Origin of the sequence: Pseudoalteromonas sp. L23, from assembly GCF_021728455.1 — a bacterium.
Classification (GTDB): domain Bacteria; phylum Pseudomonadota; class Gammaproteobacteria; order Enterobacterales; family Alteromonadaceae; genus Pseudoalteromonas.
The window spans coordinates 97,639-120,501 of record NZ_JAKKCW010000009.1 but is presented as its reverse complement, the minus strand read 5'-3'; the positions used below and the strand labels follow the sequence as shown (position 1 = coordinate 120,501).

Genomic DNA, 22,863 nt, shown 5'->3' with positions numbered 1-22,863 from the left:
ATTACTACCGAATCAACTCAACAAGGCCGCTTAATACGCGGCCTTGTGTTTTATTGTTTAAAGTCGAGTAAAATCCAAGTCTTGATAACTGGCAATAATGGTTTGTTTGCAAAAACAGTTATCGGCATGGTCGTTAACCATGCCGCAAGCTTGCATATGTGCATACACGGTCGTTGAGCCTAAAAACTTAAATCCACGTTTTTTTAAGTCCTTAGCAAATTTGTCGCTGAGTTCACTGGTGGCAACGGCATCGTGTTTGTCACGCATGGGATTGATAACAGGCTTGTAATTAACAAATTGCCACTGGTATTTTGCAAAGCTGCCAAACTCTTGCTGAATTTCAATAAATCGCTTAGCGTTGTTTATCGTTGCTGCGATTTTTGCGCGGTTTCTAATAATTCCGTCAAATGCTAATAGCCGCTCGATATCTTGCTCTGTCATCTGGCTCACTTTATGTACATCAAAATCGTGGAATGCTTTTCTATAGCCTTCACGTTTTTTTAAAATGGTATACCAGCTTAAGCCAGCTTGTGCAGATTCCAATGTGATAAACTCAAACAAGCTCTGGTCATCCAGTACAGGTCTTCCCCATTCCTTATCATGGTACTCAACATAATCGGGTTTGCTCTCGTCCACCCAGCCGCATCGTATTGTCATTGTTGGCTCTCTTCTATCTAATTGTGAATATAAATAAGCTAAATGATTTACTACGCCAACTACTCATTGCGGCTTCACATTTGGCTTTCAAAAACTCTAGCATAATGCTGTATATAAAAACAGTGTCAATAAATTGATATTGTTAAGTGTTCTATAACTCTATGTTTTATATCAAATATAAAGTTGGATCGTTTTTTGCTTTTATCCATTGAGTTTATTTTTAAGAGAGCGGAAAAATGGCATTAGCACATGTTATTAATCCACAATTTGTACCAACGACGAATCGCTACAATCCCTGTTTGCTGCAAGAAGCCTACGTCGGTGAGCTAAGCGACCTTAGGCAGCAGGCGAGTTGGTTAAGTCATCTTGTTGATACTATGCCTGCGGGTGTCGTGGTACTTGATGGTCAAGGTATGATTGCCAAGGCGAATCAAATTGCGATGGATATGTTGGGTGAACCACTCGAAGGTGAAAAGTGGTTTAGCGTTATTCAGCGTTCATTTCGACCACAGCAGGACGATGGTCATGAAGTCTCTCTTAAAGATGGCAGAAGAATTAAGTTAGATATTACCGCGCTAACACCGGAACCTGGGCAACTCATTTTGATGACAGATCTCACCGAGACGCGCCGGCTCCAAAGTCGTGTTGCGCATATGCAAAGATTAAGTGCGTTAGGAAAAATGGTTGCCTCATTGGCGCATCAAGTGCGTACGCCGTTATCGGCTGCGATGTTATATGGTGCAAATCTTGGTGCAGCTAATCTTCCTTCGGCTTCTCGAGAAAAGTTTCACGATAAGTTGATGTCTCGGTTAAAAGACTTAGAAAGCCAAGTTAATGACATGCTGTTGTTCGCTAAAAGCGGTGAACAACAAGTGGTTGAGCGAGTGTCAATGCAACAGTTATTGAGTGAAGTCAAAGCGGGTGCTGACGCTATGGTTGAGCTTAACCAAGCAAAGTTGGAAGCATTTTTACCCGAGCCAGATATCGAAATATTAGGTAATCGTACGGCGCTTGCAAGTGCGATCCAAAACCTGATCCACAACAGTATTCAAATAATTGGCAGTGCGGCACACATTGAACTTAATGCAGAGCGCGAGCCGTGTGGCGAGTATGTACGTATCTCAGTTGTTGATAATGGTCCTGGTATTGATGAAACCTTAGTCGACAAGTTGTTTGAACCATTTTTTACAACTAAGTCGCAGGGGACTGGGTTAGGACTTGCGGTGGTTAATTCGGTCGCTAACGCACACAAAGGGTTTGCACAGGCAGACAATATTGAAGGCAAGGGTGCGCGTTTTAGCTTGGTACTACCACTAATTGAGGCGGAGGAACTATGAGTAACAGAGTTTTAGTTGTTGAAGATGATGCTGGTTTAAGAGAAGCACTCATTGATACATTGCAGCTTTCAAATATCGAGTGCGTAGAAGCAAGTTGTGCGGAACAAGCCGTTTTATTGCTAAAGCAAGAAACCTTTTCTTTGGTGGTGAGTGACGTGCAAATGGGTGCCATGAGTGGGCTTGACTTGTTAAAGACCATTAAACTCAACTATCCCGAATTACCGGTATTGATGATGACAGCATACGCGACCATTGATGATGCGGTTGAAGCGATGAGATTGGGTGCCATCGACTATATGGCTAAGCCATTTGCGCCTGAAGTATTGCTTAATATGGTTGGACGTTATCTACCTGAGAAGGAAAAAGAGACAGACGGCCCCATTGTTGCCGATCCAAAGAGTATTAAACTACTTGAACTGGCTGCAAAAGTAGCTAAGTCGGATGCCAGCGTTATGGTACTTGGACCGAGCGGTTCAGGTAAAGAAGTGTTGGCTCGCTATATTCACGATAAATCCGACAGAGCAGATGAGCCCTTTATCGCAATTAACTGCGCTGCAATCCCAGAAAATATGCTCGAAGCGACCCTATTTGGTTACGAAAAGGGGGCATTTACAGGTGCCATTCAGGCGTGTCCTGGAAAATTTGAGCAAGCACAAAAGGGAACGATTTTGCTTGATGAGATCACAGAGATGGATTTGGGATTACAAGCAAAATTACTTCGCGTGTTACAAGAGCGGGAAGTAGAGCGTTTAGGTAGCAGAAAAACCATTTCACTGGACGTCAGAGTACTAGCAACCAGTAACCGCGATTTAAAAGAAGCGGTGGATGATGGGGTATTTAGAGAAGACTTATATTATCGCCTCAATGTTTTCCCGCTAGAGTGGTTGCCACTGAAGGACAGAGCGGGTGATATCGCTGTGTTAGCTGAGCATTTGTTGGTAAGACATACGCAAAAAGCAGGCAAGCCAACACCTATATTAAGCAGCGGTGCAAAGCGCAAGCTCAGTTCGCACAGTTGGCCTGGAAACGTAAGAGAGCTGGATAACGTTATTCAACGTGCCCTGATTTTGTTCCAAGGTAATGAAATTCAAGAAGATGATATTTTTATCGAAAATTTCTCACCGATGGCTTTGATAGAGTCTGCACCACTTGTAAATCATGAAGCATCAGCTTTAATGGAGCGCTCTCAAGGTGAGGATGAAATCATTAGCTATAAAGATGAGTTACAGGATAAAGAACACCAAATTATTTTAGATACGCTAGCAAAGTTTAATGGTAAACGTAAAGAGGTGGCGGAGGTGTTAGGTATGAGTCCTCGCACACTTCGCTATAAGCTGGCAAAAATGCGAGATTTAGGGATTGCACTACCCGCTTAGCCTAAGTTAGCTGAGCTTAAAAACAATGAGTTAGCTCATTGCTTATCCAAACCTCAGGCTAAGCTTTATCTGTTAATTCAAATTTAATTAGGTGCCTATAAAGATCAGCAGATCTTAGGCGCCTAGTTTTCACTTCTATGCACTGCCAATTTTTCGACATGCTAAAAATGTTTCAACATGCTGAAAATTAACGATTTTAAGTTGGCACGTTTTCTGCTTTATTACAGGTAACTAAGAGTTATTTTGAGTAAAGCATCATGAAAGTACAATCATCAGCGCTATTTCAAGAAATGCAGGCAATGGCTGCAGAAGCGACGAGAAACACACAGCCATCAGTGCAGCCGGTTAAGACGGCGGCATCTTCGTCGGCTCAGTTTGGAGATTTACTCTCAGACGCACTTAATACGGTTCATGGCTTACAACAAGAAGCGAAACAAAAAGTCACCGCTGTTGAAATGGGTGACAGAAGCGTTTCTCTTGCAGAAGCCATGATAGCGAAACAAAAATCGTCGGTCGCTTTTGAGGCAACAGTGCAAGTTCGTAATAAACTTGTTGAGGCCTATAAAGAAATCATGAGCATGCCAGTTTAATTGAGTGACTGTGGAGAGTAATCGTGGCTACTAATCAATCAACAGATCTTACGCTTTCCGATGCAGCGCTGAATAATGACAGCGGATCGGATGAGCAACAAGAGCAAAAATCAGGCTACTTCAGTGCGCTAAGCGGTGTTGATATGTTGCGCCAGGTTACTCTGGTTATTGCCCTTGCTATTTGTTTAGCAATCGCAATCTTTATTATCATTTGGGCGCGCCAACCAGATATGCGCCCACTTGGTAAATACCCAACAGAAGAACTCGTCGAAACGTTAGACTTTTTAGACCAACAGAAAATTGAATACCAATTAGATGGTAATATCATTTTAGTCGCTGAGTCGGACTATCAAGACATAAAACTACGCATGGCGCGTGACGGTTTTACCCAGTCTCCGAGTTCTGGCACTGATATTCTGATGCAAGATATGGGTTTTGGTGTTAGCCAACGTCTTGAAAGAGAGCGCTTAAAACATAGCCGTGAGCAACAACTTGCGAGAACAATTGAAGAGTTACAAGACGTAAATCGTGCAAAAGTGTTACTTGCAATTCCAAAAGAAAACGTCTTTGCACGTCGCGAGAAAAAGCCCTCTGCAACCGTAGTTATTACCCTTAAACGTGGCAAAACGCTTGGCGGCGAAGAAGTTGATTCAATCGTAGACATTGTGGCATCAGCGGTACAAGGCCTAGAGCCTTCACGCGTGACCGTCACCGATCAAAACGGTCGTCTACTCAACTCTGGTTCTCAAGACTCTTTAGCTGCGCGCTCGAGAAAAGAGTATGAAATCGAACGTAAGCGTGAACAAGAATATCTAGAAAAAATTGATAGTATCCTGATCCCAACTGTAGGTCTTGGTAACTTTACCGCGCAGGTTGACTTAACGATGGACTTCAGCGCAGTTGAAGAAACGCAAAAACGTTATAACCCAGATTTACCTGCGGTTCGCAGCGAAACAACGTATGAAGAAAATAATATTGGTGGTTTAGCTGTCGGTATTCCGGGTGCGCTGACTAATCAGCCTCCAGTGAACTCAAATATCCCAGAGGTTGCTGGGCAAGGCGGCAATGGTCAAAGTGCAACACCAAGCAGTAATCAAAAAGAAGCAACCCGTAACTATGAATTAGACACCACTATTAGCCATAAACGTCAGCAAACAGGTGTTATTCGCCGGATCAGTGTGAGTGTGGCCGTTGACTACCTCGCAAAACCTGATGCTGAAGGTAACATGGCAATGGCGCCGCGTACGCAAGAAGAGCTAAATAACATCCGTCGTTTGCTACAAGGTGGTGTGGGCTTTGATATGCAGCGAGGTGATGCACTAGAGGTAGTGACTGTGCCATTCGTGCGTGAAGACCTCACTGAAATGCAAGAGATACCACTTTGGGAGCAAGATTGGTTCCAAAAGACAATCCGTCTTGCAGCAGGTACCTTAGTGATCATTGTGCTAATCTTAGCGGTAGTAAGACCTATGCTTAAGCGTCTAATTTACCCAGATGATACGCTTGAAGATTTTGATGAAGATGCGTTGACCAGTGGTGTAGATTTAGGTGACAGTACACTCGATATGCTAAATAACGAATTCGATGAGTCTGCGGTTGGCTTCTCTTCTGACGGTAGATTACAATTGCCAGACTTACATGGCGACGAGGACTTACTCAAAGCAGTACGTGCCTTAGTTGCTAACGAACCAGAACTCTCATCACAAGTTGTGAAAGCGTGGTTGACAGAAGATGACTGATCAAGAACAAAAACAATTGCCCGCAGCCTTTGACGTTGACAAGCTAGATGGCGTCGACAAGGCTGCCATCTTACTGCTTAGTTTGACTGAAGAAGATGCGGCTCAGATTTTGAAACACTTAGAGCCGAAGCAAGTGCAAAAGGTCGGTATGGCGATGGCCTCCATGGATGACCTATCTCAGGCTAAAATTGCAGCTGTGCACAATTTGTTTATCGAACAAATTCAAAGTTTTAGTACAATTGGTTTCCAATCGGAAGATTTTATTAAGAAGGCGCTAACCGCAGCACTTGGTGAAGACAAAGCGGCAAGCCTTATTGACCAAATCGTTATGGGCTCTGGTGCAAAAGGGTTGGATTCGTTGAAGTGGATGGACTCGAAGCAAGTTGCCAATATTATCCGCAACGAGCACCCGCAGATCCAAACGATTGTATTGTCTTATCTCGAGCCTGAGCAATCCGCCGAAATTTTGTCTCAGTTTCCTGAGAAAGTACGCTTAGATTTAACAATGCGTATTGCAAACTTAGAAGAAGTACAACCGGCGGCACTACAAGAACTCAACGAGATCATGGAGAAACAGTTCGCAGGTCAAGCTGGTGCACAAGCGGCGAAGATGGGTGGCTTAAAAGCCGCTGCGGATATCATGAACTACCTAGACACCAATGTCGAAGGCCAGTTGATGGATTCAATCCGAGAACATGACGAAGAAATGTCGCAACAAATCCAAGACCTCATGTTCGTGTTTGAAAACTTGATGGATGTCGAAGACCGAGGGATCCAAGCCATACTGCGTGAAGTGCAGCAAGACGTACTGATGAAAGCAATTAAAGGCGCGGACGAATCATTAAAAGAAAAGATTATGAAGAATATGTCCAAACGTGCTGCTGAGATGATGCAAGATGACCTTGAGGCTATGCCTCCAGTGCGGATCAGTGAAGTCGAAGCTGCACAAAAAGAGATTCTGGCAACGGCTAGACGTTTGGCTGACTCAGGTGAAATTATGCTTGGCGGCGGCGGTGGTGAGGAGTTCCTATAAACCATGGTCGATAAAAAGTTGTATAAAGGCCACCCAGTCAGTACCGATGCGCTGGATGAGTTATTAGAAAACTGGCCCATTCCAGATGTTACGGATAAGCCCGAAAAATACCGTGGTCGTTCTACGGCCTTCGGTACGCCTTTGGAAGAGTTGTATACTAAGAGAGAGGTGAGCGCAGAACCTGAGCCGCAAGAGCCTGAATTTCCTACTTTGACCATTGAAGAATTAGAGCAGATCCGTCAGGATGCCTACGACGAAGGAATAAAGCAAGGCCACGAACAAGGCTATATTGAAGGCTTTGACAAAGGAGTTTCTGAAGGTAAAGAAGCCGGTTATAAAGAAGGCGTAGAAATAGGTAAAGAAAAGGGACTTGAGGAAGCACAACCTCTCATTGAAGAAAGGATGAAAGCGCTATCCACTATTTTAGATGGCATGCAAACGCCACTGAAAAAGGTTGATGATGAGTGTGAGAAACAGCTTATTTTACTCGTCAATTTATTGGCAGAGCAGGTTATTTTTAAAGAGCTCAAGACCACACCTGAACTTATTTTAAACGCGTTGAAAAAAGCGATGGATGCGTTGCCTGTCAAAGAGCAAACAGTACGCATCCATCTTCACCCCGAAGATTTAGCCTTAGTGCAAGCCATGTACGGCGAAGAACATATACAATCACAGCATTGGCAGTTACTTCCAGAGCCGACGTTGGACAGAGGTGGCTGTGAGGTGAAAACGCCACAGTCATCCATTGATATGACGCTTAAAAACCGTATTAGCGAAGTGTTGGAATCATTTTTGCAAGATAGCGGTATAAACCAATAATATTGCACTGTTATCTAGATAAGCGAAGCAATCAAATCAGGATAACGATGCCTTCCTAAGGTAATTGCGAACATGTCGACATCTGCTGCTATGAGCGAGCGCATCAGTAAGTATCAGAAATTTATCAAACCATATGGGGTTGCGGTTGCAGGCAGCCTCACCCGTGTGGTTGGCCTCACCCTTGAAGCTAGGGGGCTAAGTGCTCCCGTCGGCAGTCAATGTAAAATCGAGACGCTGGGCGGCTTTATTGATGCAGAAGTCATCGGTTTCAATCAAGAAACGCTTTATCTTATGCCAAACGACCATATTACAGGCGTCCTTCCTGGAGCGCGAGTGATCCCAAAAGTTAAGGATGCTGGATTACCTGTCGGAATGGGTCTACTTGGCCGCGTGGTTGACGGACTTGGTAGGCCACTAGATGGTCTTGGTGCCATTGACGCTGAGAAGCATCTAAAATTTGCCGCAGCGCCCATTAACCCACTTGCAAGGCGTCCAATCGACTCACCAATGGATGTAGGTGTGCGCGCGATAAATTCGATCGTGACAGTGGGTCAAGGCCAACGTATGGGGCTGTTTGCAGGGAGTGGTGTGGGTAAATCGGTACTGCTTGGCATGATGACACGAGGCAGTGAAGCGGATGTTATTGTCGTTGGCTTGGTCGGTGAGCGTGGTCGTGAGGTGAAAGAATTTATCGATGAGATTTTGGGAGTCGAGGGTAGACGCCGCTCCGTAGTGGTTGCCGCTCCCGCCGATGCCTCACCGCTGATGCGCTTAAAAGGCTGTGAGAGTGCTGTGACTATTGCGGAGTATTTTCGCGATCAAGGGTTAAATGTACTGTTGTTACTGGATTCGGTGACGCGCTATGCCATGGCACAACGTGAGATAGCGCTTGCTGTAGGCGAGCCGCCAGCCACAAAAGGGTATCCGCCTTCCGTGTTTGCAAAGCTCCCAGCGTTGGTTGAGCGCGCAGGTAATGGTGGTGAGGGACAAGGCTCAATTACCGCATTCTTTACGGTATTGAGTGAAGGTGATGATATGCAAGACCCTATTGCCGATGCCGCGCGAGCTATTTTGGATGGTCATATTGTGTTATCACGAGAGCTTGCCGATAGTGGTCATTATCCAGCGATAGATATTGAAAAGTCCATTAGTCGAGTCATGCCGCAAGTGGTGTCAGAGGCACACATGCAGCAAGCCAGAGTGCTCAAGCAAGTCTATTCAATGTACCAGCAAAATAAAGACATGATCACCTTAGGTGCTTATCAACGCGGAAGTGACCAGATGCTAGATCAGGCGATAAACATGATGCCTGCTGTGAATAACTTCCTTCAGCAAGGCATGAAAGACGTGATCAATTATGACGAGTGTTTACAAGGCCTCGCTAAGCTACTAGGACAAGCATAATGGCAAATAACAAACTGACTTTATTGCTTAAGCTAGAAAAAGACAAAGAAGATAACCTTCGAGCGAATTTTGTTCAAGCGCAGCAGCACTTAGCAACAAACCAACAACGGTTATCGGGACTAAACGATTTCCGTCTGGAATACAGCATGCAGCTTCATAGTAAAGCACAAGTTGGTCTGTCTAGTGGCGGTTTCAATCAATACCATAACTTTATTAATAAGATTGAGCAGGCTATTGATCAGCAAGCAAAAACGGTCAACACCGCGAAGCAGGTGGTTGAACAACGCCGCAAGCTATGGCTAGCACAGCAGGCTAAAACGAAGGCAATTGAAAAGCTTATCGAGAAGCAAGCCCTCGCGAAGCAAACTCGTCTTGCCAAAGCAGAGCAAAAGATGCTTGATGAGTTTGCAACGAATCAGTTTGTGCGAAGAGAGCGTGCTTGGTAAATTGGCTCGAAATATGCTTCCTAATAATTAGCGTTTTATTATTTAGGTAGTTCACTCGTAAAAGTCACGAATATTCATAGTGTTGGTTTTTAACGGTGTATTACAACGGCAGGACATTGCCACTTTATGAGGTAGCTTTAAGATGAATCTAATGCTTGCATCCATGCTGCAACGAGGCAGTAACGAGGTTGATATTAAAGAAAAATCCCAAGAGACAGATGCTGAGGGTTCTGAGGACAGCTCTGGGTTTAGTGCTTTAATGGCTGAGTTAGCCGAGCAAGAGAGTGCAAACAAGCAGGTAAAAGAGTCTGCAGATCCTGTAACCTCAGAGCTGGATGCGCCAATAGATAGCGAAGTAGCATCAGATGATGCTCCGCAGTCAGATAGTAAAGCACAAGCCTCTTCCTCTAAGCTGCAAGGGGAAGTACCAACTTCTACTGTTAGCTACACTGACAAAGGCCTGGTAGTTGCGGACAAACCGCTTCCTGATCCCCCGGATAATGATTTATATGCTCAGATCAACGCTGCAAAACAGCAGAGCACTTCATTGAGCCAAACCCCAACAGCAATTGCGCAATCAGTCAAAGAAGCATTGGGCAATGCTTCTTTGACTGATGAAGAGGTTGTAGCTAGCGATAGTGCATTATCTCAGGAGCAGCTACAAGACGAAGCCAGTCCACTCATTCGGGGGGGGAAAGGCCAAACTGAAAACGCCGGCACTAAGACAACCTCGTTATTACAGCAGGCAACTTCTTTGGACAGCCAAGACTCAGAAGGTGAGGTTGCTAAACCTTCGTTATTGAATGACAGTTCAGAAGCTAAAGAACAAACATTACAGCCTAAGTTGCAAAAGGATACTAGCACTCAAGCCTTGGTTACCAATACAAACATAGAAAAACGGGATCCAAGCGCTAATAAGCCAGTCGAGTCTCAAGTTGAAAGTGAGTCTGAAACCGCGCAACAGAAAGAACTCTTAGCCGCTAAGAAATCAGAGCTTGCTCAATCTGTTTCCTCATCTGAAGCTAAGCAATCAGAAACAAAGCAAATCATTTCTGAGGCGAGTACACAAACCGCGAAAGACAAAAACGCAGTAAGTACAAAAAGCACTACAGATGTGCAAACCATGGTAGAAAAGTTGACCGTACAGCAACAACAAGAATTAAAAGCCGTGATGGCTGGCAAGCTGGATATTTATGATGCGTCGCCAAGTGTACAAAAAGCCGTAGCTCAATTAATTGGTAAAGGTGTTGATATCGCAAATGTACAGCAATTTAAAGCATTTGTGCCATCCTCTGTCGTAACACAAACTTCAACAAACACCCCGCAAGAAGCTGCTACGGATGTTAAAGATACTACCCAAGCGTCTTTTAATGTAAATAGCGCGCAAGAAAAGTCTAACAATAGTGAGCAGCAGGCCGTGGTAGTTAAAGAGGGTGAACGTGCTGAAAAAAATATAGCTGTGAATAAATTGACTAGCGATGAAAAGTTAGCAGTAGAGAAGCAAAGTTCAGAAAGACAGAACTTAGAAAAGCAAATAAGTGAAAAGGTAGTTGATAAAGAAAATAGTAAGCTGATGCAAGCGGAAGCAAGCATCGCGAAAGAGGCGGTTAAAAATGAGCGTCAATCGGCTAATACTGCGGCAGCGATACCAAATCAAGTTAAGCCTGAAGCAAGTCCTGTAAGTGTATCGCAAGACACTAGCTCACTAAACCAAACACTGAAAGAAGTTCAGCAAATTCAACAGTCTCAGCCAACAAACCAAAGCACAACACAGACAAAGCAAGCGACAGATGCTAATCTTCAGCAGGCGATTAACATAGCACGTCAAGATGCCGCTAAAGAGCTGCATCAACGGGTAGGGTTGATGCTTAACCTTAACAATAAGGAAGCTGAGATTCGCTTAGACCCGCCAGAGCTTGGGGCGATGCAAATTCGAATAAAAAGCGATGCAGAGCAGGCTCAAGTGAATATTGTGGTGCAAAATCAGCAAGCTAAAGAATTGCTAGAGCAATCACTGCCAAGACTAAGAGAAATGTTAGCTGAGCAGGGTATTGAACTGGGTGACAGCCAAATATCACATCAGCAAGGTGGAAATACTGAATCAGAGTCGCAAACTGCTGGTGGCAATACGAGTGGACAGCAAACTCTAGGTGATGAATCGGGGGTTTCTGACAATCCACAACCATCACAAAAGAGAAATACTGATTCTGCAATAGATTACTATGCCTAACACCTGCTATTATTGTAATTAATAAAGATCATAAGGGCTTGCTATGGCTGAAGAAACCGACTTAGAAATAGAAGAAACGGGTGGTTCCAAGAAAAAGCTGATTATCATTATTGTCGCTGCGGTATTGGTGCTCGGCGGTGTCGCAGGATTTTTCTTATTTTCAGGCTCAGATGCGCCAGAAGAATCCTTAGCAGAAGAAACGACAGCAAGCGAAGTTAAAGCGGAGCAAGGTAGCGCTGCGCAAATGGGGAGTGCACTGTACGTTGCCATGCCCCGTCCCTTTGTTTTCAATGTACCTGGTGCAAGTCGCGATAGAATTGTGCAAATTAAAGTTCAGCTGCTGGTTCGCGGTGATGTTAATGAAGAAGTAGCAAAGAAGCATATTCCCTTGATTGAAGGTACTTTACTTAGCGTGTTTTCAACGACTACCGCTGATGAGTTAAGCACAAGTGCAGGTAAAGAAACTTTGCGCTTAACGGCGCTAGATAAAGTCCAAGCTGCGATGGAAGGGGTTGAAGGTAGCAAAGTAATCGAGCGTGTGTTGTTTACTGGCTTTGTAATGCAATAAGGTAGTATTTGTGAGCGATTTATTATCCCAAGACGAAATTGATGCGCTACTCCATGGTGTAGATGAAGTCGAAGAAGACGAAATCGGTGATAGTGGTGACGGCGAAGGCGCTGGTGCCTTACAGTATGACTTTTCGTCTCAAGATAGGATTGTGCGTGGGCGGATGCCGACGCTTGAAATCGTTAATGAACGATTTGCCCGCCATATGCGGATAAGCCTTTTCAACATGATGCGCCGCACCGCTGAAGTGTCTATCAATGGTGTGCAAATGCTTAAGTTTGGCGAGTATATTCATACTCTATTCGTTCCTACCAGCTTGAATATGGTGCGCTTTAGGCCACTAAAAGGTACTGGCCTGATAACCATGGAAGCCCGGTTGGTTTTTATCCTTGTAGACAACTTTTTTGGTGGAGATGGTCGTTATCATGCCAAGATCGAGGGGCGTGAGTTTACACCAACAGAACGTCGTATCGTACAGATGCTACTTAAGATCATCTTTGAAGATTATAAAGAAGCCTGGGCACCGGTTATGGATGTGTCGTTTGAATATCTTGACTCCGAGGTTAACCCCGCGATGGCGAATATTGTATCGCCAACTGAAGTGGTAGTGATTAGCTCTTTTCATATTGAATTAGATGGTGGAGGGGGCGATTTCCATATTTCATTGCCTTACTCTATGTTGGAACCTATTCGAGAGTTACTCGATGCCGGTGTTCAATCAGATACTGAAGATACCGATCTGCGTTGGAGTAAAGCGCTTCGTGATGAGATTATGGATGTTGAAGTTGAGATTTCTTCCCAGTTACTGGAAGTTGACTTATCACTTGAGCAAATAATGAAACTTCAAGCTGGTGATGTTATTCCTGTGGAAATGCCAGAGCATGTCACCGTATTTGTAGAAGAGCTGCCAACCTTCAGAGCTAAAATGGGTCGTTCTCGTGACAATGTTGCTTTACAGATCAGTGAAAAAATTAAACGGCCAGAATCAGTGAAGTCTGAGCTTCATGTGTTTACCAAAGGTGGTAAAAAACTCGATTCAGATGCTGAGCTGGCAGAATTAGAAGAAGATCTGCATCTTTCCGAAGGTGTGGATTTAGATTGGTAGTCGTGAGGTTGTATAAGCAACGTCATGAGACTAATTATGGACAACAAATTAACTTAATCAGGTAGTAATCCAATGAGCGATGATCAAGATACTATGGACGAATGGGCGGCAGCACTAGCTGAAGCCGAAGGTGCCGAAGGTGGCAGTGAGCCAGAAGTTGCAGAGTTAGATGAACTCAAAGATTCAGCGCCTGCATTATCGTCAGATGAAAAACGTAAACTCGATACCATTTTAGACATTCCAGTTACCATTTCGATGGAAGTTGGCCGCTCTAAAATTAATATTCGTAACTTATTACAGCTAAATCAGGGCTCTGTTGTTGAGCTGGATCGAGTAGCTGGTGAACCGCTAGATGTACTTGTTAACGGTACGTTGATTGCACACGGTGAAGTAGTTGTAGTAAACGACAAGTTTGGTATTCGCTTAACGGACGTTATTAGTCAGGTTGAGCGTATTAAAAAGCTACGTTAATGCGCTGGGGGGGCTGTATAGCTTTGTGTGGCTTCGCTTCATACGCGAGTGCTGCCGTTGCAACGACTTCAGGAGTAGTACCTAAGTCTTCTGTAGGGGCAGGTACTGCGGGGTTAAGCTCGGAACTACTCTCCATGGGATTGTCCTTGGTGTTGGTGATCGTACTTATTCTGGGGTTAGCATTTGTGCTGAAGCGTTTAAATCCCAACATCGTAAACCAACAGGACTTTAAGGTGATCCGCAGTATATCGCTCGGTACGAAAGAACGCTTGCTGGTTGTAGAGTTGGATGATAAACAGCATTTACTCGGAGTAACACCAAATAATATCAATTATTTATATCAGCTAGAAACACCACTGGATGATGTTAGCCGAACGCCATTTGCAAATGAGCTACAAAAGTTTTTAACGGGAAAAGGGCAAGTAGCCAATAACCAAAATAAGAAAAGCCATGACTAGATTGCTGATACTCTGTTTATTACTGTTTTCTGGGGTAGCTTCTGCAGAAGGGATAGAAGCAATAAACGTTACAACAAACCCTGATGGCTCGCAAGAGTACTCAGTAACACTCCAAGTGTTAGGCATAATGACTGCGCTGAGTTTTATTCCAGCCGCTGTTATCATGATGACTTCGTTTACTCGAATAATTGTTGTACTTGCGATTTTGAGACAAGCGATTGGTCTACAGCAATCGCCATCGAATCAAATTTTACTCGGTTTATCGTTGTTTTTGACGCTATTTATAATGGCACCTATATTTTCGCAGATAAATGATGAAGCGGTGCAGCCATATATAAAAGAAGAAATCACATCAATCCAAGCACTTGAACGTGCCAAAGAACCCATGAAAGCTTTCATGTTGTCACAAACCCGAATTAAAGACCTGGAAACCTTTGCTAAAATAGCGGGCTATGACAAGCTTGATAGCCCTGAGGATACGCCGTTTATCGTTATTATTCCGGCTTTCGTTACATCCGAGCTGCAAACGGCTTTTATTATCGGCTTTATGTTCTTTATTCCATTTTTGATAGTCGACTTAGTCGTAGCCAGTGTCTTGATGGCCATGGGTATGATGATGTTATCTCCAATGATAGTTTCCTTGCCGTTTAAGATTATGCTTTTTGTGCTCGTCGATGGTTGGAGTTTGGTCATGGGTACACTGGCCAGAAGCTTCGGATTGGGGGTGTAATGTGGAACCAGAAGTCTTTGTTGATATCTTAAGTGATGCATTGTTTTTAGTCATCAAGCTGGTGGCGGCGATTGTGGTACCTGGGCTTCTAGTTGGTTTAGTTGTTGCTGTGTTTCAAGCAGCAACATCGATTAATGAACAAACATTAAGCTTTTTACCTCGTCTCATTATTACTATCCTTGCGCTGATCATTGGCGGCCATTGGCTCACTCAAGAACTAATGGACTATTTTACCTCTTTGGTGATGCGCATCCCTGAAATTGCAGGCTAATCATGGAGTTCACCTTTGCGGTAATCATGCAGTGGCTAAGTGATTTTGTACTTCCACTGGTGCGGATAAGTTCAATGATGATGGTAATGGCGGGGCTTGGAGCACAGAGTGTACCTGCCCGAATTAAGTTTGCACTCGCCGTGGTCGTCACTTTTGCCGTGGTCCCCGTTTTGCCCAAATCAGAATTTATCGATTTGTTCTCCTTTTCGATGATTTTAGTTGTTATTCAAGAAATGGTCACTGGGGTAGCTATTGGGTTTGGTTCATTGCTACTTCTGAATACTTTTATCATTGCGGGTCAAATCCTTGCTATGCAAACCGGTCTTGGTTTCGCATCTGTTGTAGATCCGGCCAATGGGTTGAGTGTACCTGCTGTCGGTCAGTTCTATTTAATATTAGCGACATTACTGTTTTTTGTTTATAACGGCCATCTGATGATGATCCAAATGGTTGTGTATAGTTTTGAAAGCTTTCCCATTGCAGGTAATTGGTGGGCGGTAGATAATTTCTGGAGAATCGTTAATTGGGGGGGCTGGATGTTTTCTACGGCACTGGCTCTTGCGTTAGCTCCGTTAACGGCAATGTTGGTTATCAATATCTCGTTTGGGATCATGACCAGAGCTGCACCTCAGATGAATATTTTCTCTGTGGGGTTTGCTTTTACCTTAGTTGCAGGGCTTACCATTATTTGGGCGACATTGGGTAATTTTTTAGCACAATTTGAATTTCAATGGCTCAAAATGACAGAGCTGATGTGCGATCTAATTGGTTGCACGGTATAGGAGTTTGAAATGGCAGAAGATTCCGGTCAAGAACGCACCGAAGAACCCACCTCCAAGAAAATAGACGATGCTAGGAAGAAGGGCCAAATAGCCCGTTCAAAAGAACTCGGCACGACGTTTGTGTTATTGTTTTCTGCAATAGCGCTACTTTTGTATGGTCCTGGTATAGGGAAGGCGCTTTACAACGTGATGGGGCGAATGTTGTCGCTTAATCGCAATGAAACCTACGATACAACCAAAATGTTTGCTGTGTGGGGGGATATTGGCGCTGAGCTGTTATTCCCAATGGCTATGTTCGTTTTTATTATCGCAATTGCTGGAATAGTGGGGAATACGTTACTCGGTGGCTTTAACTTTTCTTGGCAAGCGGCCGCACCTAAAGCAAGTAAAATGTCACCTATGAAGGGACTGAAGCGAATGTTGGGCCCACAAGCGGCCATTGAGTTATTGAAGTCAGTTCTTAAGTTTGTATTGGTAGCAGGTTTTGCAATCTTGCTTATCAATATGTATTTTAATGAAATATTGCACTTGAGTATTGAACAAATCCCATCGAGTATAGAGCATGCGTTAGAAATCATTGCGTGGATGTTCTTAGCACTTAGTTGCACCATGATCATTATTTCAGCGATTGATGCCCCTTATCAAAGCTACAATCACCATAAACAGCTTAAAATGACGCTACAGGAAGTCAAGGATGAATATAAAAACTCAGAAGGTGATCCGCAAATAAAAGCGCGGATCCGCCGCACGCAAAGAGAAATGTCGCAACGACGTATGATGCAAGATGTACCCGATGCCGATGTTGTTGTGACTAACCCCACTCACTATTCGGTTGCGCTTAAATACGATACTGAACGAGCGGGGGCGCCTATTGTTATTGCAAAAGGGGTTGATGAGCTTGCGATGCAAATTAGAAAAATAGCCAAAGGAAATGAAGTACCGATTGTGGAGTCACCTGTATTGACTCGTTCACTTTATCATACAACCGAAGTAGGTGATCAAATCCCTGAACAATTGTTTACCGCGGTTGCACAGGTACTTGCCTATGTATTTCAGCTAAATCGTTTTCAAAAGGGCAAAGGGAAAAGACCCGTTGCACTTACTCGAGATTTACCAATCCCAGACGACTTGAAGCACTAAAATTGCTCTTATAAAAATAAGCTATTAATTGGAACGCATATTGCATTTGTTGCTATGTGTCAATTTTTTGCTTGTGTTAAGTTATGGAATTTAAAGCGGTTTTACAACAACTCAATCGAGATAAAAAAGAATATGCTAAAGGTGTGGGTACTCCATTGTTGGTGCTTGCAGCACTTGGCATGGTTATTCTGCCGCTACCTCCTTTTTTGCTTGATATTCTATTTTCCTTCAACATTGCATTGGCACTTGTGGTGCTATTGGTGACTGTTTATACCTTGAAGCCACTTGAATTTGGTATGTTTCCGGCGGTACTACTGATCGCGACTATCATGCGATTGGCACTAAACGTAGCGAGTACTCGCGTCGTATTACTTGAAGGTCATAATGGTGGTGATGCGGCAGGTAAGGTGATCGAAGCCTTTGGTAGTGTTGTTATTGGTGGCAACTACGCTGTCGGTTTAGTTGTATTCCTTATCCTTATTATTATTAACTTTGTCGTAATTACCAAAGGTGCGGGCCGTATTTCTGAGGTGTCTGCGCGTTTCACCCTTGATGCTATGCCAGGTAAGCAAATGGCCATTGATGCGGACTTAAATGCCGGTTTTATCTCTGCAGATGACGCTAGATCCCGTCGTGAAGAAGTGACTCGAGAAGCCGATTTTTACGGTTCAATGGACGGTGCAAGTAAATTCGTTAAAGGTGATGCTATCGCAGGTATCGTGATCCTTGCTATTAATATAATAGGTGGCCTTTTCGTTGGGATGATCCAGCATGATTTAAGCTTTGGTCACGCGATGGAAGTTTATACCATGCTGACGATTGGTGACGGTCTGGTCGCGCAAATTCCTTCTCTTTTACTCTCAATTGGTACTGCAATTGTCGTAACGCGTCAAAATGAATCGCACAACATGGGCGATCAGTTTAAAAACCAACTGGGTAATGAAAAATCGCTGGCTATTGCTTCAGGTATTTTGATCACCATGGGACTCGTTCCTGGCATGCCACATGTTGCCTTCTTAGGGTTAGGTGTATTACTTGGCTATATAGCCTATTACACAAGTCAGCAAAAGAAAAAGGCGGAAATCGAAAAGGCGGAACAAGCTGCCAAAGGACCTGCTACCAAAGGAGGCCATCAACAAGATCAAAAAGAGCTTGGTTGGGATGATGTACAACCTGTTGATGTGATTGGTTTAGAGGTAGGTTATCGCCTAATCCCTCTAGTTGACCAAGCCCAAGGCGGGGAGCTTCTCAGTCGTATTAAAGGGGTGCGTAAAAAGCTATCTCAGGAACTGGGCTTTTTAGTACCGCCGGTACATATTCGCGATAACCTAGAATTAGATCCAAATGCATACAATATTACTTTAATGGGAGTTGGCTCAGGAACCGGTGAGTTGAAGCATGGCGATGAGCTCGCAATTAACCCAGGGCAGGTGTTTGGGCCGATTAAAGGCATAGAGACTAAAGACCCTGCATTTGGCTTAGATGCAGTATGGATTAAACCAGATCAAAAAGATGAAGCGCATTCACTTGGCTATACAGTAGTAGATGCTGCAACTGTGGTGGCAACACACATTAGTCAATTATTGACGAATAATGCGTCACTATTGCTTGGTCATGAAGAAGTTCAAAATCTATTAGACATGCTTGCGAAAAGTCACCCTAGATTAGTTGAAGGCTTAGTGCCTGATATTTTACCACTCACTACCGTAGTAAAAGTACTACAAAATCTGCTTAATGAAGGCGTTGCAATTCGAGATATGCGCTCGATTGTACAAACCTTAGTTGAGTACGGACCACGTAGCCAAGACCCTGATGTATTAACGGCTGCGGTAAGAATTTCATTACGCAGATTGATTGTTCAAGATGCCGTTGGAAGCGAAGAAGAGATTCCTGTCATAACATTGGCGCCTGAGTTGGAACAGATGTTGCATCAGTCACTTCAGAACGCAGGTGATGAGGGGGCAGGTATTGAACCTGGCTTGGCTGAGAGGCTTCAAGAATCATTAAGAGAAGCACATCACAACCAAGAAATGCTAGGGGAGCCGTCCATCTTATTAACCTCAGGTATGTTAAGAAGTGTACTGTCTCGATTTGTTAAACATACAATTCCAGGTCTTCGAGTGATGTCATATCAAGAAGTGCCGGAAGAAAGACAAATTAAGATAGTGAGCTCGGTTGGACAATAGAGGATAAAGGGGCTGTAACATGAAAATTAAACGTTTCTTCGCAAAAGATATGCGTACGGCTTTAAATGAAGTAAAAGAAGAGCTTGGTGCTGATGCTGTCATCATGTCTAACAAAAAGTTAGCAGATGGTGTTGAAATCGTCGCAGCAGTTGATAATGACCGTGCTGCTGCACCTGTTAAGCAAGCTCCAGCTGCCCGTGCGACTGCCTCAAACGAGGCTCCGACCCGCTTTGTCCGTCCAGAGCCTCGCCAAGCACAGCCAGCAAAACAAGCGCAAGTTGCCGATAGCTTAGCGGCATTGCTAGAGCGTCAAGCGCCGCGTCCTCGCTCACCAGAACTTGCTTCTATGTTCTCCCAGTCGGGGATTGATACAGAGCAAATGTTAAGCAGCCAACGTAAAACACAAACTGCTGCGCCGGCGCACCAAGCGAAGCCACAGCAAGCTCGTCGCCAATCTTTTGACTTTGATGATGATGGATTTGAGCAACCACAGCAGTGGATCGAGTCTGATGAATTAGACAACGGTTTTGGTGATGATTTACCTGAGTTAAATGCCAAGCCTGACGAAATGAGTGCAATGCGCGAAGAAATGAACGCTATTCGTCAATTACTTGAACATCAAGTATCTGGTCTAATGAAACAAGAAATGGCTCGTCGCGATCCAACCCGTGCGTGCCTTGTAGATCGTCTGGAAGGAATGGGCATAGACAAAGACGTTGCAGAGCAAATGGCATGTTTTATCCCTGATGATGTGTCTCGTAAAGAAGCTTGGGACGCGCTGTTGAATATGGTAATTAACCAAATGCACACCACCAACAATGATATTCTTCGTCAAGGTGGCGTATTTGCAATGGTTGGTCCAACAGGTGTTGGCAAAACCACAACGGTTGCAAAATTAGCGGCATTAGGCGCACAAAAATACGGTGCAGATAAAGTGGCGCTAATAACCACCGATACCTATAGAATTGGCGCTTACGAGCAACTAGCTACCTATGGTAGAATCATCGGTTGTCCGGTTAAACAAGTTAAAGATGCAAATGAACTTGCAGAAGTGCTTTATCATTTACGCAATAAGCGTCTAGTATTAATAGATACGGCGGGAATGAGTCAAAGAGATTTGCGCTTAACTGAACAGTTAAATACACTTATGCGTAGCGCGAGAGTAGATATTCGTAGCTATTTAGTGTTGAGTGCGACAGCACAGATGAATGTGTTACAAGAAACAGTAAGACACTTCAAAAAAGTAAATTTAAGTGGCTGTATTTTCACAAAACTTGATGAAAGTCTAAGTTTAGGTGAGATAATTAGCATAGCGATTCAAAATCGCTTGCCAATAGGGTATCTTACCAACGGTCAGCGAGTGCCAGAAGACATTCGCGTAGCAAATGCTCAAAAGCTAGTAAAAAAGGCTGAGCAATTGTATTTAAAAAGAATAAAAGCACAGCACTCTCGACGTGTACCTGTAGCGTCAGAGTCAGTAGGAATGTATGATTAACACAGTTTTAGATCAAGCAAGTGGCCTGCGTAGAATGAGTCAAAATAGCAACCAGGGTGTAAAAGTAATAGCCGTGACCGGTGGTAAAGGTGGGGTGGGTAAAACCAATGTCTCGCTCAATACTGCCATCGCTATGGGCCAACAAGGACAGCGAGTTCTCGTTTTAGATGCGGACTTGGGCTTGGCAAACTGTGATGTGATGTTAGGGCTCCGAGTAGAAAAGAACCTTTCACATGTGTTGTCGGGTGAATGTGAACTAGATGAGATTCTCGTAGAAGGTCCCGCTGGTATCAAAATTGTGCCAGCTACTTCGGGTTCTCAAAGCATGGTGGAGTTGACTCCCGCAGAGCATGCTGGACTTATTCGCGCATTTAGCGAGCTTAACACTCAATTTGATGTTTTAATTGTTGATACCGCAGCTGGTATCTCAGATATGGTTCTGAGCTTCTCTCGAGCTGCACAAGATGTGATGGTTGTTGTGTGTGATGAACCGACTTCTATTACGGATGCTTATGCGTTGATCAAAGTTTTAAGCAGAGAGCATGGCGTTTATCGTTTTAAAATAGTTGCCAATATGGTCCGCAGTATGCGTGAAGGGCAAGAATTATTTGCTAAACTTTCAAAAGTTACAGACCGTTTTCTTGATGTAGCATTGGAATTAGTGGCCACAGTACCATTTGACGAAAACATGCGTAAGTCCTCTCGTAGACAAAGAGCAATCGTGGATTTATTTCCGAGCTCTCCAGCAGCAGTTGCAATTAAAGGACTTGCTGCCAAGGCAGTTAAATGGCCAATTCCTCATCAACCTTCCGGTCATCTAGAATTTTTCATTGAACAACTTGTAAACGGGTGATTATGGCTTCTCCGGTCAACAGAGCTGCGGGATATCAAACTTCTGACCATATCCATAAAGTGGTCGAGAGGCATGCTCCACTTGTCAAAAAAGTGGCATGTCACCTGATCGCTCGGCTTCCGGCAAGTGTGCAGCTCGACGATCTAATTCAATCAGGTATGATTGGATTGATTGAAGCATCTAAAAATTTCGATGCTACTAAAGGCGCTAGTTTCGAGACCTTTGCGGGGATACGCATCCGAGGTGCAATGCTAGATGAAATCCGTCGCGGAGATTGGGCCCCTCGGTCCGTACATAAAAACAGCAGAATGGTAGCCGAAGCTATATCTGAGCTCGAATCTCTCCTTGGCCGCGAACCAAAAGACACTGAAATCGCTGAAAAACTTGATATATCTTTAGATGAGTACCATCATATTTTACATGATGTAAATGCAAGTAAAGTCATCGGCATTGAGGATCTAGGGGTTGATGAAGATGTGATAACCCCAGCAAACAGCGATTTTGCGCTAGACAAACCGTTTAATAACGTTAAAAATGAACGTTTTAACGAGTCTTTAGTAAATGCTATCAAAGCACTACCCGAAAGGGATGCTCTGGTGTTGTCACTTTACTATAACGACGAAATGAATTTAAAAGAGATTGGTGCCATCCTTGATGTCAGTGAATCTCGAGTAAGCCAAATTCACGGTCAGGCAATGATAAAGCTCAAAGCTAAAATCAATGACTGGATAAATTAGAGTACATAAAATAGTTGGGTTCGAACCTCACTGGAGGAAGTTTTGGATAAGAACATGAAGATTCTCGTGGTTGATGATTTCTCTACTATGAGAAGAATAATCAAAAACCTATTAAGAGATTTAGGCTTTACCAATGTTCAAGAAGCTGATGATGGTAGTACAGCACTTCCGATGCTACAAAATCAGGAGTTTGACTTTGTAGTAACTGATTGGAACATGCCGGGCATGCAAGGTATTGATCTGCTTCGTGCAATACGCGCAGATGAAAAGCTTAAGCACATTCCAGTGTTGATGGTTACCGCAGAAGCGAAAAAAGAACAAATTGTTGCAGCAGCGCAAGCTGGGGTGAACGGATATATTGTTAAACCGTTTACTGCAGGTACGCTCAAGACTAAGCTTGAAAAAGTATTTGAGCGACTAGGCTAAACAGCAAGGG

General features: G+C 43.9%; 23 protein-coding genes. 22 read left to right on the top strand and 1 reads right to left on the bottom strand.

Annotation, left to right across the window (positions count from 1 at the left end; translation table 11 throughout):
• Window positions 1-57 precede the first annotated feature (57 nt).
• Window positions 58-657, bottom strand: a complete 600-nt coding sequence (locus L3V43_RS15555) for a DNA-3-methyladenine glycosylase I (protein WP_237116909.1) — start codon at window positions 655-657, stop codon at window positions 58-60.
• Window positions 658-893: 236 nt separating this feature from the next.
• On the opposite strand from L3V43_RS15555, the gene L3V43_RS15550 reads away from it, so the two are divergent.
• From L3V43_RS15550 to cheY, 22 genes are all read left to right on the top strand, one after another.
• Window positions 894-1,994: an ATP-binding protein gene (locus L3V43_RS15550; protein WP_174168552.1), complete on the top strand. Its 1,101-nt coding sequence runs from the start codon at window positions 894-896 to the stop codon at window positions 1,992-1,994.
• Window positions 1,991-3,370, top strand: coding sequence for a sigma-54 dependent transcriptional regulator (locus tag L3V43_RS15545; protein WP_237116910.1), 1,380 nt, complete (start codon window positions 1,991-1,993; stop codon window positions 3,368-3,370). The genes L3V43_RS15550 and L3V43_RS15545 overlap by 4 nt, the downstream gene beginning before the upstream one ends.
• Window positions 3,371-3,627: 257 nt before the next feature.
• On the top strand, window positions 3,628-3,960 hold the full coding sequence (gene fliE, locus L3V43_RS15540) for a flagellar hook-basal body complex protein FliE (protein WP_010369155.1): 333 nt from the start codon (window positions 3,628-3,630) through the stop codon (window positions 3,958-3,960).
• Between the two features lie 20 nt (window positions 3,961-3,980).
• A complete protein-coding gene (gene fliF, locus L3V43_RS15535; protein WP_086003757.1) occupies window positions 3,981-5,699 on the top strand; it encodes a flagellar basal-body MS-ring/collar protein FliF in 1,719 nt (572 codons plus the stop codon).
• Window positions 5,692-6,732, top strand: a complete 1,041-nt coding sequence (gene fliG, locus L3V43_RS15530; protein WP_095728224.1) for a flagellar motor switch protein FliG — start codon at window positions 5,692-5,694, stop codon at window positions 6,730-6,732. Before fliF ends, fliG begins: the two co-directional genes overlap by 8 nt.
• Window positions 6,733-6,735: 3 nt before the next feature.
• Window positions 6,736-7,551, top strand: coding sequence for a flagellar assembly protein FliH (fliH, locus tag L3V43_RS15525; protein ID WP_237116911.1), 816 nt, complete (start codon window positions 6,736-6,738; stop codon window positions 7,549-7,551).
• A gap of 72 nt (window positions 7,552-7,623) precedes the next feature.
• A complete protein-coding gene (gene fliI, locus L3V43_RS15520; RefSeq protein ID WP_017218040.1) occupies window positions 7,624-8,955 on the top strand; it encodes a flagellar protein export ATPase FliI in 1,332 nt (443 codons plus the stop codon).
• Window positions 8,955-9,401 carry a flagellar export protein FliJ gene (gene fliJ, locus L3V43_RS15515; protein ID WP_010369144.1) on the top strand — a complete coding sequence of 149 codons (447 nt, stop codon included), beginning with the start codon at window positions 8,955-8,957 and terminating at the stop codon, window positions 9,399-9,401. Before fliI ends, fliJ begins: the two co-directional genes overlap by 1 nt.
• Window positions 9,402-9,543: 142 nt before the next feature.
• Window positions 9,544-11,631, top strand: a complete 2,088-nt coding sequence (locus L3V43_RS15510; protein WP_237116912.1) for a flagellar hook-length control protein FliK — start codon at window positions 9,544-9,546, stop codon at window positions 11,629-11,631.
• Between the two features lie 43 nt (window positions 11,632-11,674).
• Window positions 11,675-12,199, top strand: a complete 525-nt coding sequence (gene fliL / locus L3V43_RS15505) for a flagellar basal body-associated protein FliL (protein ID WP_010606360.1) — start codon at window positions 11,675-11,677, stop codon at window positions 12,197-12,199.
• Between the two features lie 10 nt (window positions 12,200-12,209).
• Window positions 12,210-13,304 (top strand): flagellar motor switch protein FliM, encoded by a 1,095-nt coding sequence (fliM, locus tag L3V43_RS15500; RefSeq protein WP_010606361.1) that lies wholly within the window; start codon window positions 12,210-12,212, stop codon window positions 13,302-13,304.
• A 72-nt stretch (window positions 13,305-13,376) separates the two neighbouring features.
• Window positions 13,377-13,775 (top strand): flagellar motor switch protein FliN, encoded by a 399-nt coding sequence (gene fliN, locus L3V43_RS15495; protein WP_010369124.1) that lies wholly within the window; start codon window positions 13,377-13,379, stop codon window positions 13,773-13,775.
• Window positions 13,775-14,233, top strand: a complete 459-nt coding sequence (gene fliO / locus L3V43_RS15490) for a flagellar biosynthetic protein FliO (protein ID WP_237116913.1) — start codon at window positions 13,775-13,777, stop codon at window positions 14,231-14,233. Before fliN ends, fliO begins: the two co-directional genes overlap by 1 nt.
• The gene (gene fliP, locus L3V43_RS15485; RefSeq protein ID WP_237116914.1) at window positions 14,226-14,963 is read left to right on the top strand and encodes a flagellar type III secretion system pore protein FliP; all 738 of its coding nucleotides are present in this window, start codon (window positions 14,226-14,228) and stop codon (window positions 14,961-14,963) included. Before fliO ends, fliP begins: the two co-directional genes overlap by 8 nt.
• Before the next feature lies 1 nt (window position 14,964).
• Window positions 14,965-15,234 (top strand): flagellar biosynthesis protein FliQ, encoded by a 270-nt coding sequence (gene fliQ, locus L3V43_RS15480; protein ID WP_039492511.1) that lies wholly within the window; start codon window positions 14,965-14,967, stop codon window positions 15,232-15,234.
• Window positions 15,235-15,236: 2 nt separating this feature from the next.
• Complete coding sequence (gene fliR / locus L3V43_RS15475; protein WP_237116915.1) at window positions 15,237-16,016, top strand: flagellar biosynthetic protein FliR; 780 nt, start codon at window positions 15,237-15,239, stop codon at window positions 16,014-16,016.
• Window positions 16,017-16,025: 9 nt separating this feature from the next.
• Window positions 16,026-17,156, top strand: a complete 1,131-nt coding sequence (gene flhB, locus L3V43_RS15470; protein WP_237116916.1) for a flagellar biosynthesis protein FlhB — start codon at window positions 16,026-16,028, stop codon at window positions 17,154-17,156.
• 83 nt (window positions 17,157-17,239) lie between these two features.
• Window positions 17,240-19,342 carry a flagellar biosynthesis protein FlhA gene (flhA, locus tag L3V43_RS15465; protein ID WP_237116917.1) on the top strand — a complete coding sequence of 701 codons (2,103 nt, stop codon included), beginning with the start codon at window positions 17,240-17,242 and terminating at the stop codon, window positions 19,340-19,342.
• A gap of 19 nt (window positions 19,343-19,361) precedes the next feature.
• Window positions 19,362-20,837 carry a flagellar biosynthesis protein FlhF gene (gene flhF / locus L3V43_RS15460; protein ID WP_235368049.1) on the top strand — a complete coding sequence of 492 codons (1,476 nt, stop codon included), beginning with the start codon at window positions 19,362-19,364 and terminating at the stop codon, window positions 20,835-20,837.
• Complete coding sequence (locus tag L3V43_RS15455) at window positions 20,830-21,690, top strand: MinD/ParA family protein (RefSeq protein WP_010606369.1); 861 nt, start codon at window positions 20,830-20,832, stop codon at window positions 21,688-21,690. Before flhF ends, L3V43_RS15455 begins: the two co-directional genes overlap by 8 nt.
• Window positions 21,691-21,692: 2 nt before the next feature.
• Complete coding sequence (locus tag L3V43_RS15450) at window positions 21,693-22,427, top strand: RNA polymerase sigma factor FliA (protein ID WP_010369105.1); 735 nt, start codon at window positions 21,693-21,695, stop codon at window positions 22,425-22,427.
• A 42-nt stretch (window positions 22,428-22,469) separates the two neighbouring features.
• Window positions 22,470-22,853 (top strand): chemotaxis response regulator CheY, encoded by a 384-nt coding sequence (cheY, locus tag L3V43_RS15445; RefSeq protein WP_010369104.1) that lies wholly within the window; start codon window positions 22,470-22,472, stop codon window positions 22,851-22,853.
• Window positions 22,854-22,863 lie beyond the last annotated feature (10 nt).

Coding starts and splice junctions, on each gene's coding strand:
- L3V43_RS15555 (WP_237116909.1), bottom strand. CDS start 657: ATGACAATACGATGCGGCTGGGTGGACGAGAGCAAACCCGATTATGTT.
- L3V43_RS15550 (WP_174168552.1), top strand. CDS start 894: ATGGCATTAGCACATGTTATTAATCCACAATTTGTACCAACGACGAAT.
- L3V43_RS15545 (WP_237116910.1), top strand. CDS start 1,991: ATGAGTAACAGAGTTTTAGTTGTTGAAGATGATGCTGGTTTAAGAGAA.
- fliE (WP_010369155.1), top strand. CDS start 3,628: ATGAAAGTACAATCATCAGCGCTATTTCAAGAAATGCAGGCAATGGCT.
- fliG (WP_095728224.1), top strand. CDS start 5,692: ATGACTGATCAAGAACAAAAACAATTGCCCGCAGCCTTTGACGTTGAC.
- fliH (WP_237116911.1), top strand. CDS start 6,736: ATGGTCGATAAAAAGTTGTATAAAGGCCACCCAGTCAGTACCGATGCG.
- fliI (WP_017218040.1), top strand. CDS start 7,624: ATGTCGACATCTGCTGCTATGAGCGAGCGCATCAGTAAGTATCAGAAA.
- fliJ (WP_010369144.1), top strand. CDS start 8,955: ATGGCAAATAACAAACTGACTTTATTGCTTAAGCTAGAAAAAGACAAA.
- L3V43_RS15510 (WP_237116912.1), top strand. CDS start 9,544: ATGAATCTAATGCTTGCATCCATGCTGCAACGAGGCAGTAACGAGGTT.
- fliL (WP_010606360.1), top strand. CDS start 11,675: ATGGCTGAAGAAACCGACTTAGAAATAGAAGAAACGGGTGGTTCCAAG.
- fliN (WP_010369124.1), top strand. CDS start 13,377: ATGAGCGATGATCAAGATACTATGGACGAATGGGCGGCAGCACTAGCT.
- fliO (WP_237116913.1), top strand. CDS start 13,775: ATGCGCTGGGGGGGCTGTATAGCTTTGTGTGGCTTCGCTTCATACGCG.
- fliP (WP_237116914.1), top strand. CDS start 14,226: ATGACTAGATTGCTGATACTCTGTTTATTACTGTTTTCTGGGGTAGCT.
- fliR (WP_237116915.1), top strand. CDS start 15,237: ATGGAGTTCACCTTTGCGGTAATCATGCAGTGGCTAAGTGATTTTGTA.
- flhB (WP_237116916.1), top strand. CDS start 16,026: ATGGCAGAAGATTCCGGTCAAGAACGCACCGAAGAACCCACCTCCAAG.
- flhA (WP_237116917.1), top strand. CDS start 17,240: ATGGAATTTAAAGCGGTTTTACAACAACTCAATCGAGATAAAAAAGAA.
- flhF (WP_235368049.1), top strand. CDS start 19,362: ATGAAAATTAAACGTTTCTTCGCAAAAGATATGCGTACGGCTTTAAAT.
- L3V43_RS15455 (WP_010606369.1), top strand. CDS start 20,830: ATGATTAACACAGTTTTAGATCAAGCAAGTGGCCTGCGTAGAATGAGT.
- L3V43_RS15450 (WP_010369105.1), top strand. CDS start 21,693: ATGGCTTCTCCGGTCAACAGAGCTGCGGGATATCAAACTTCTGACCAT.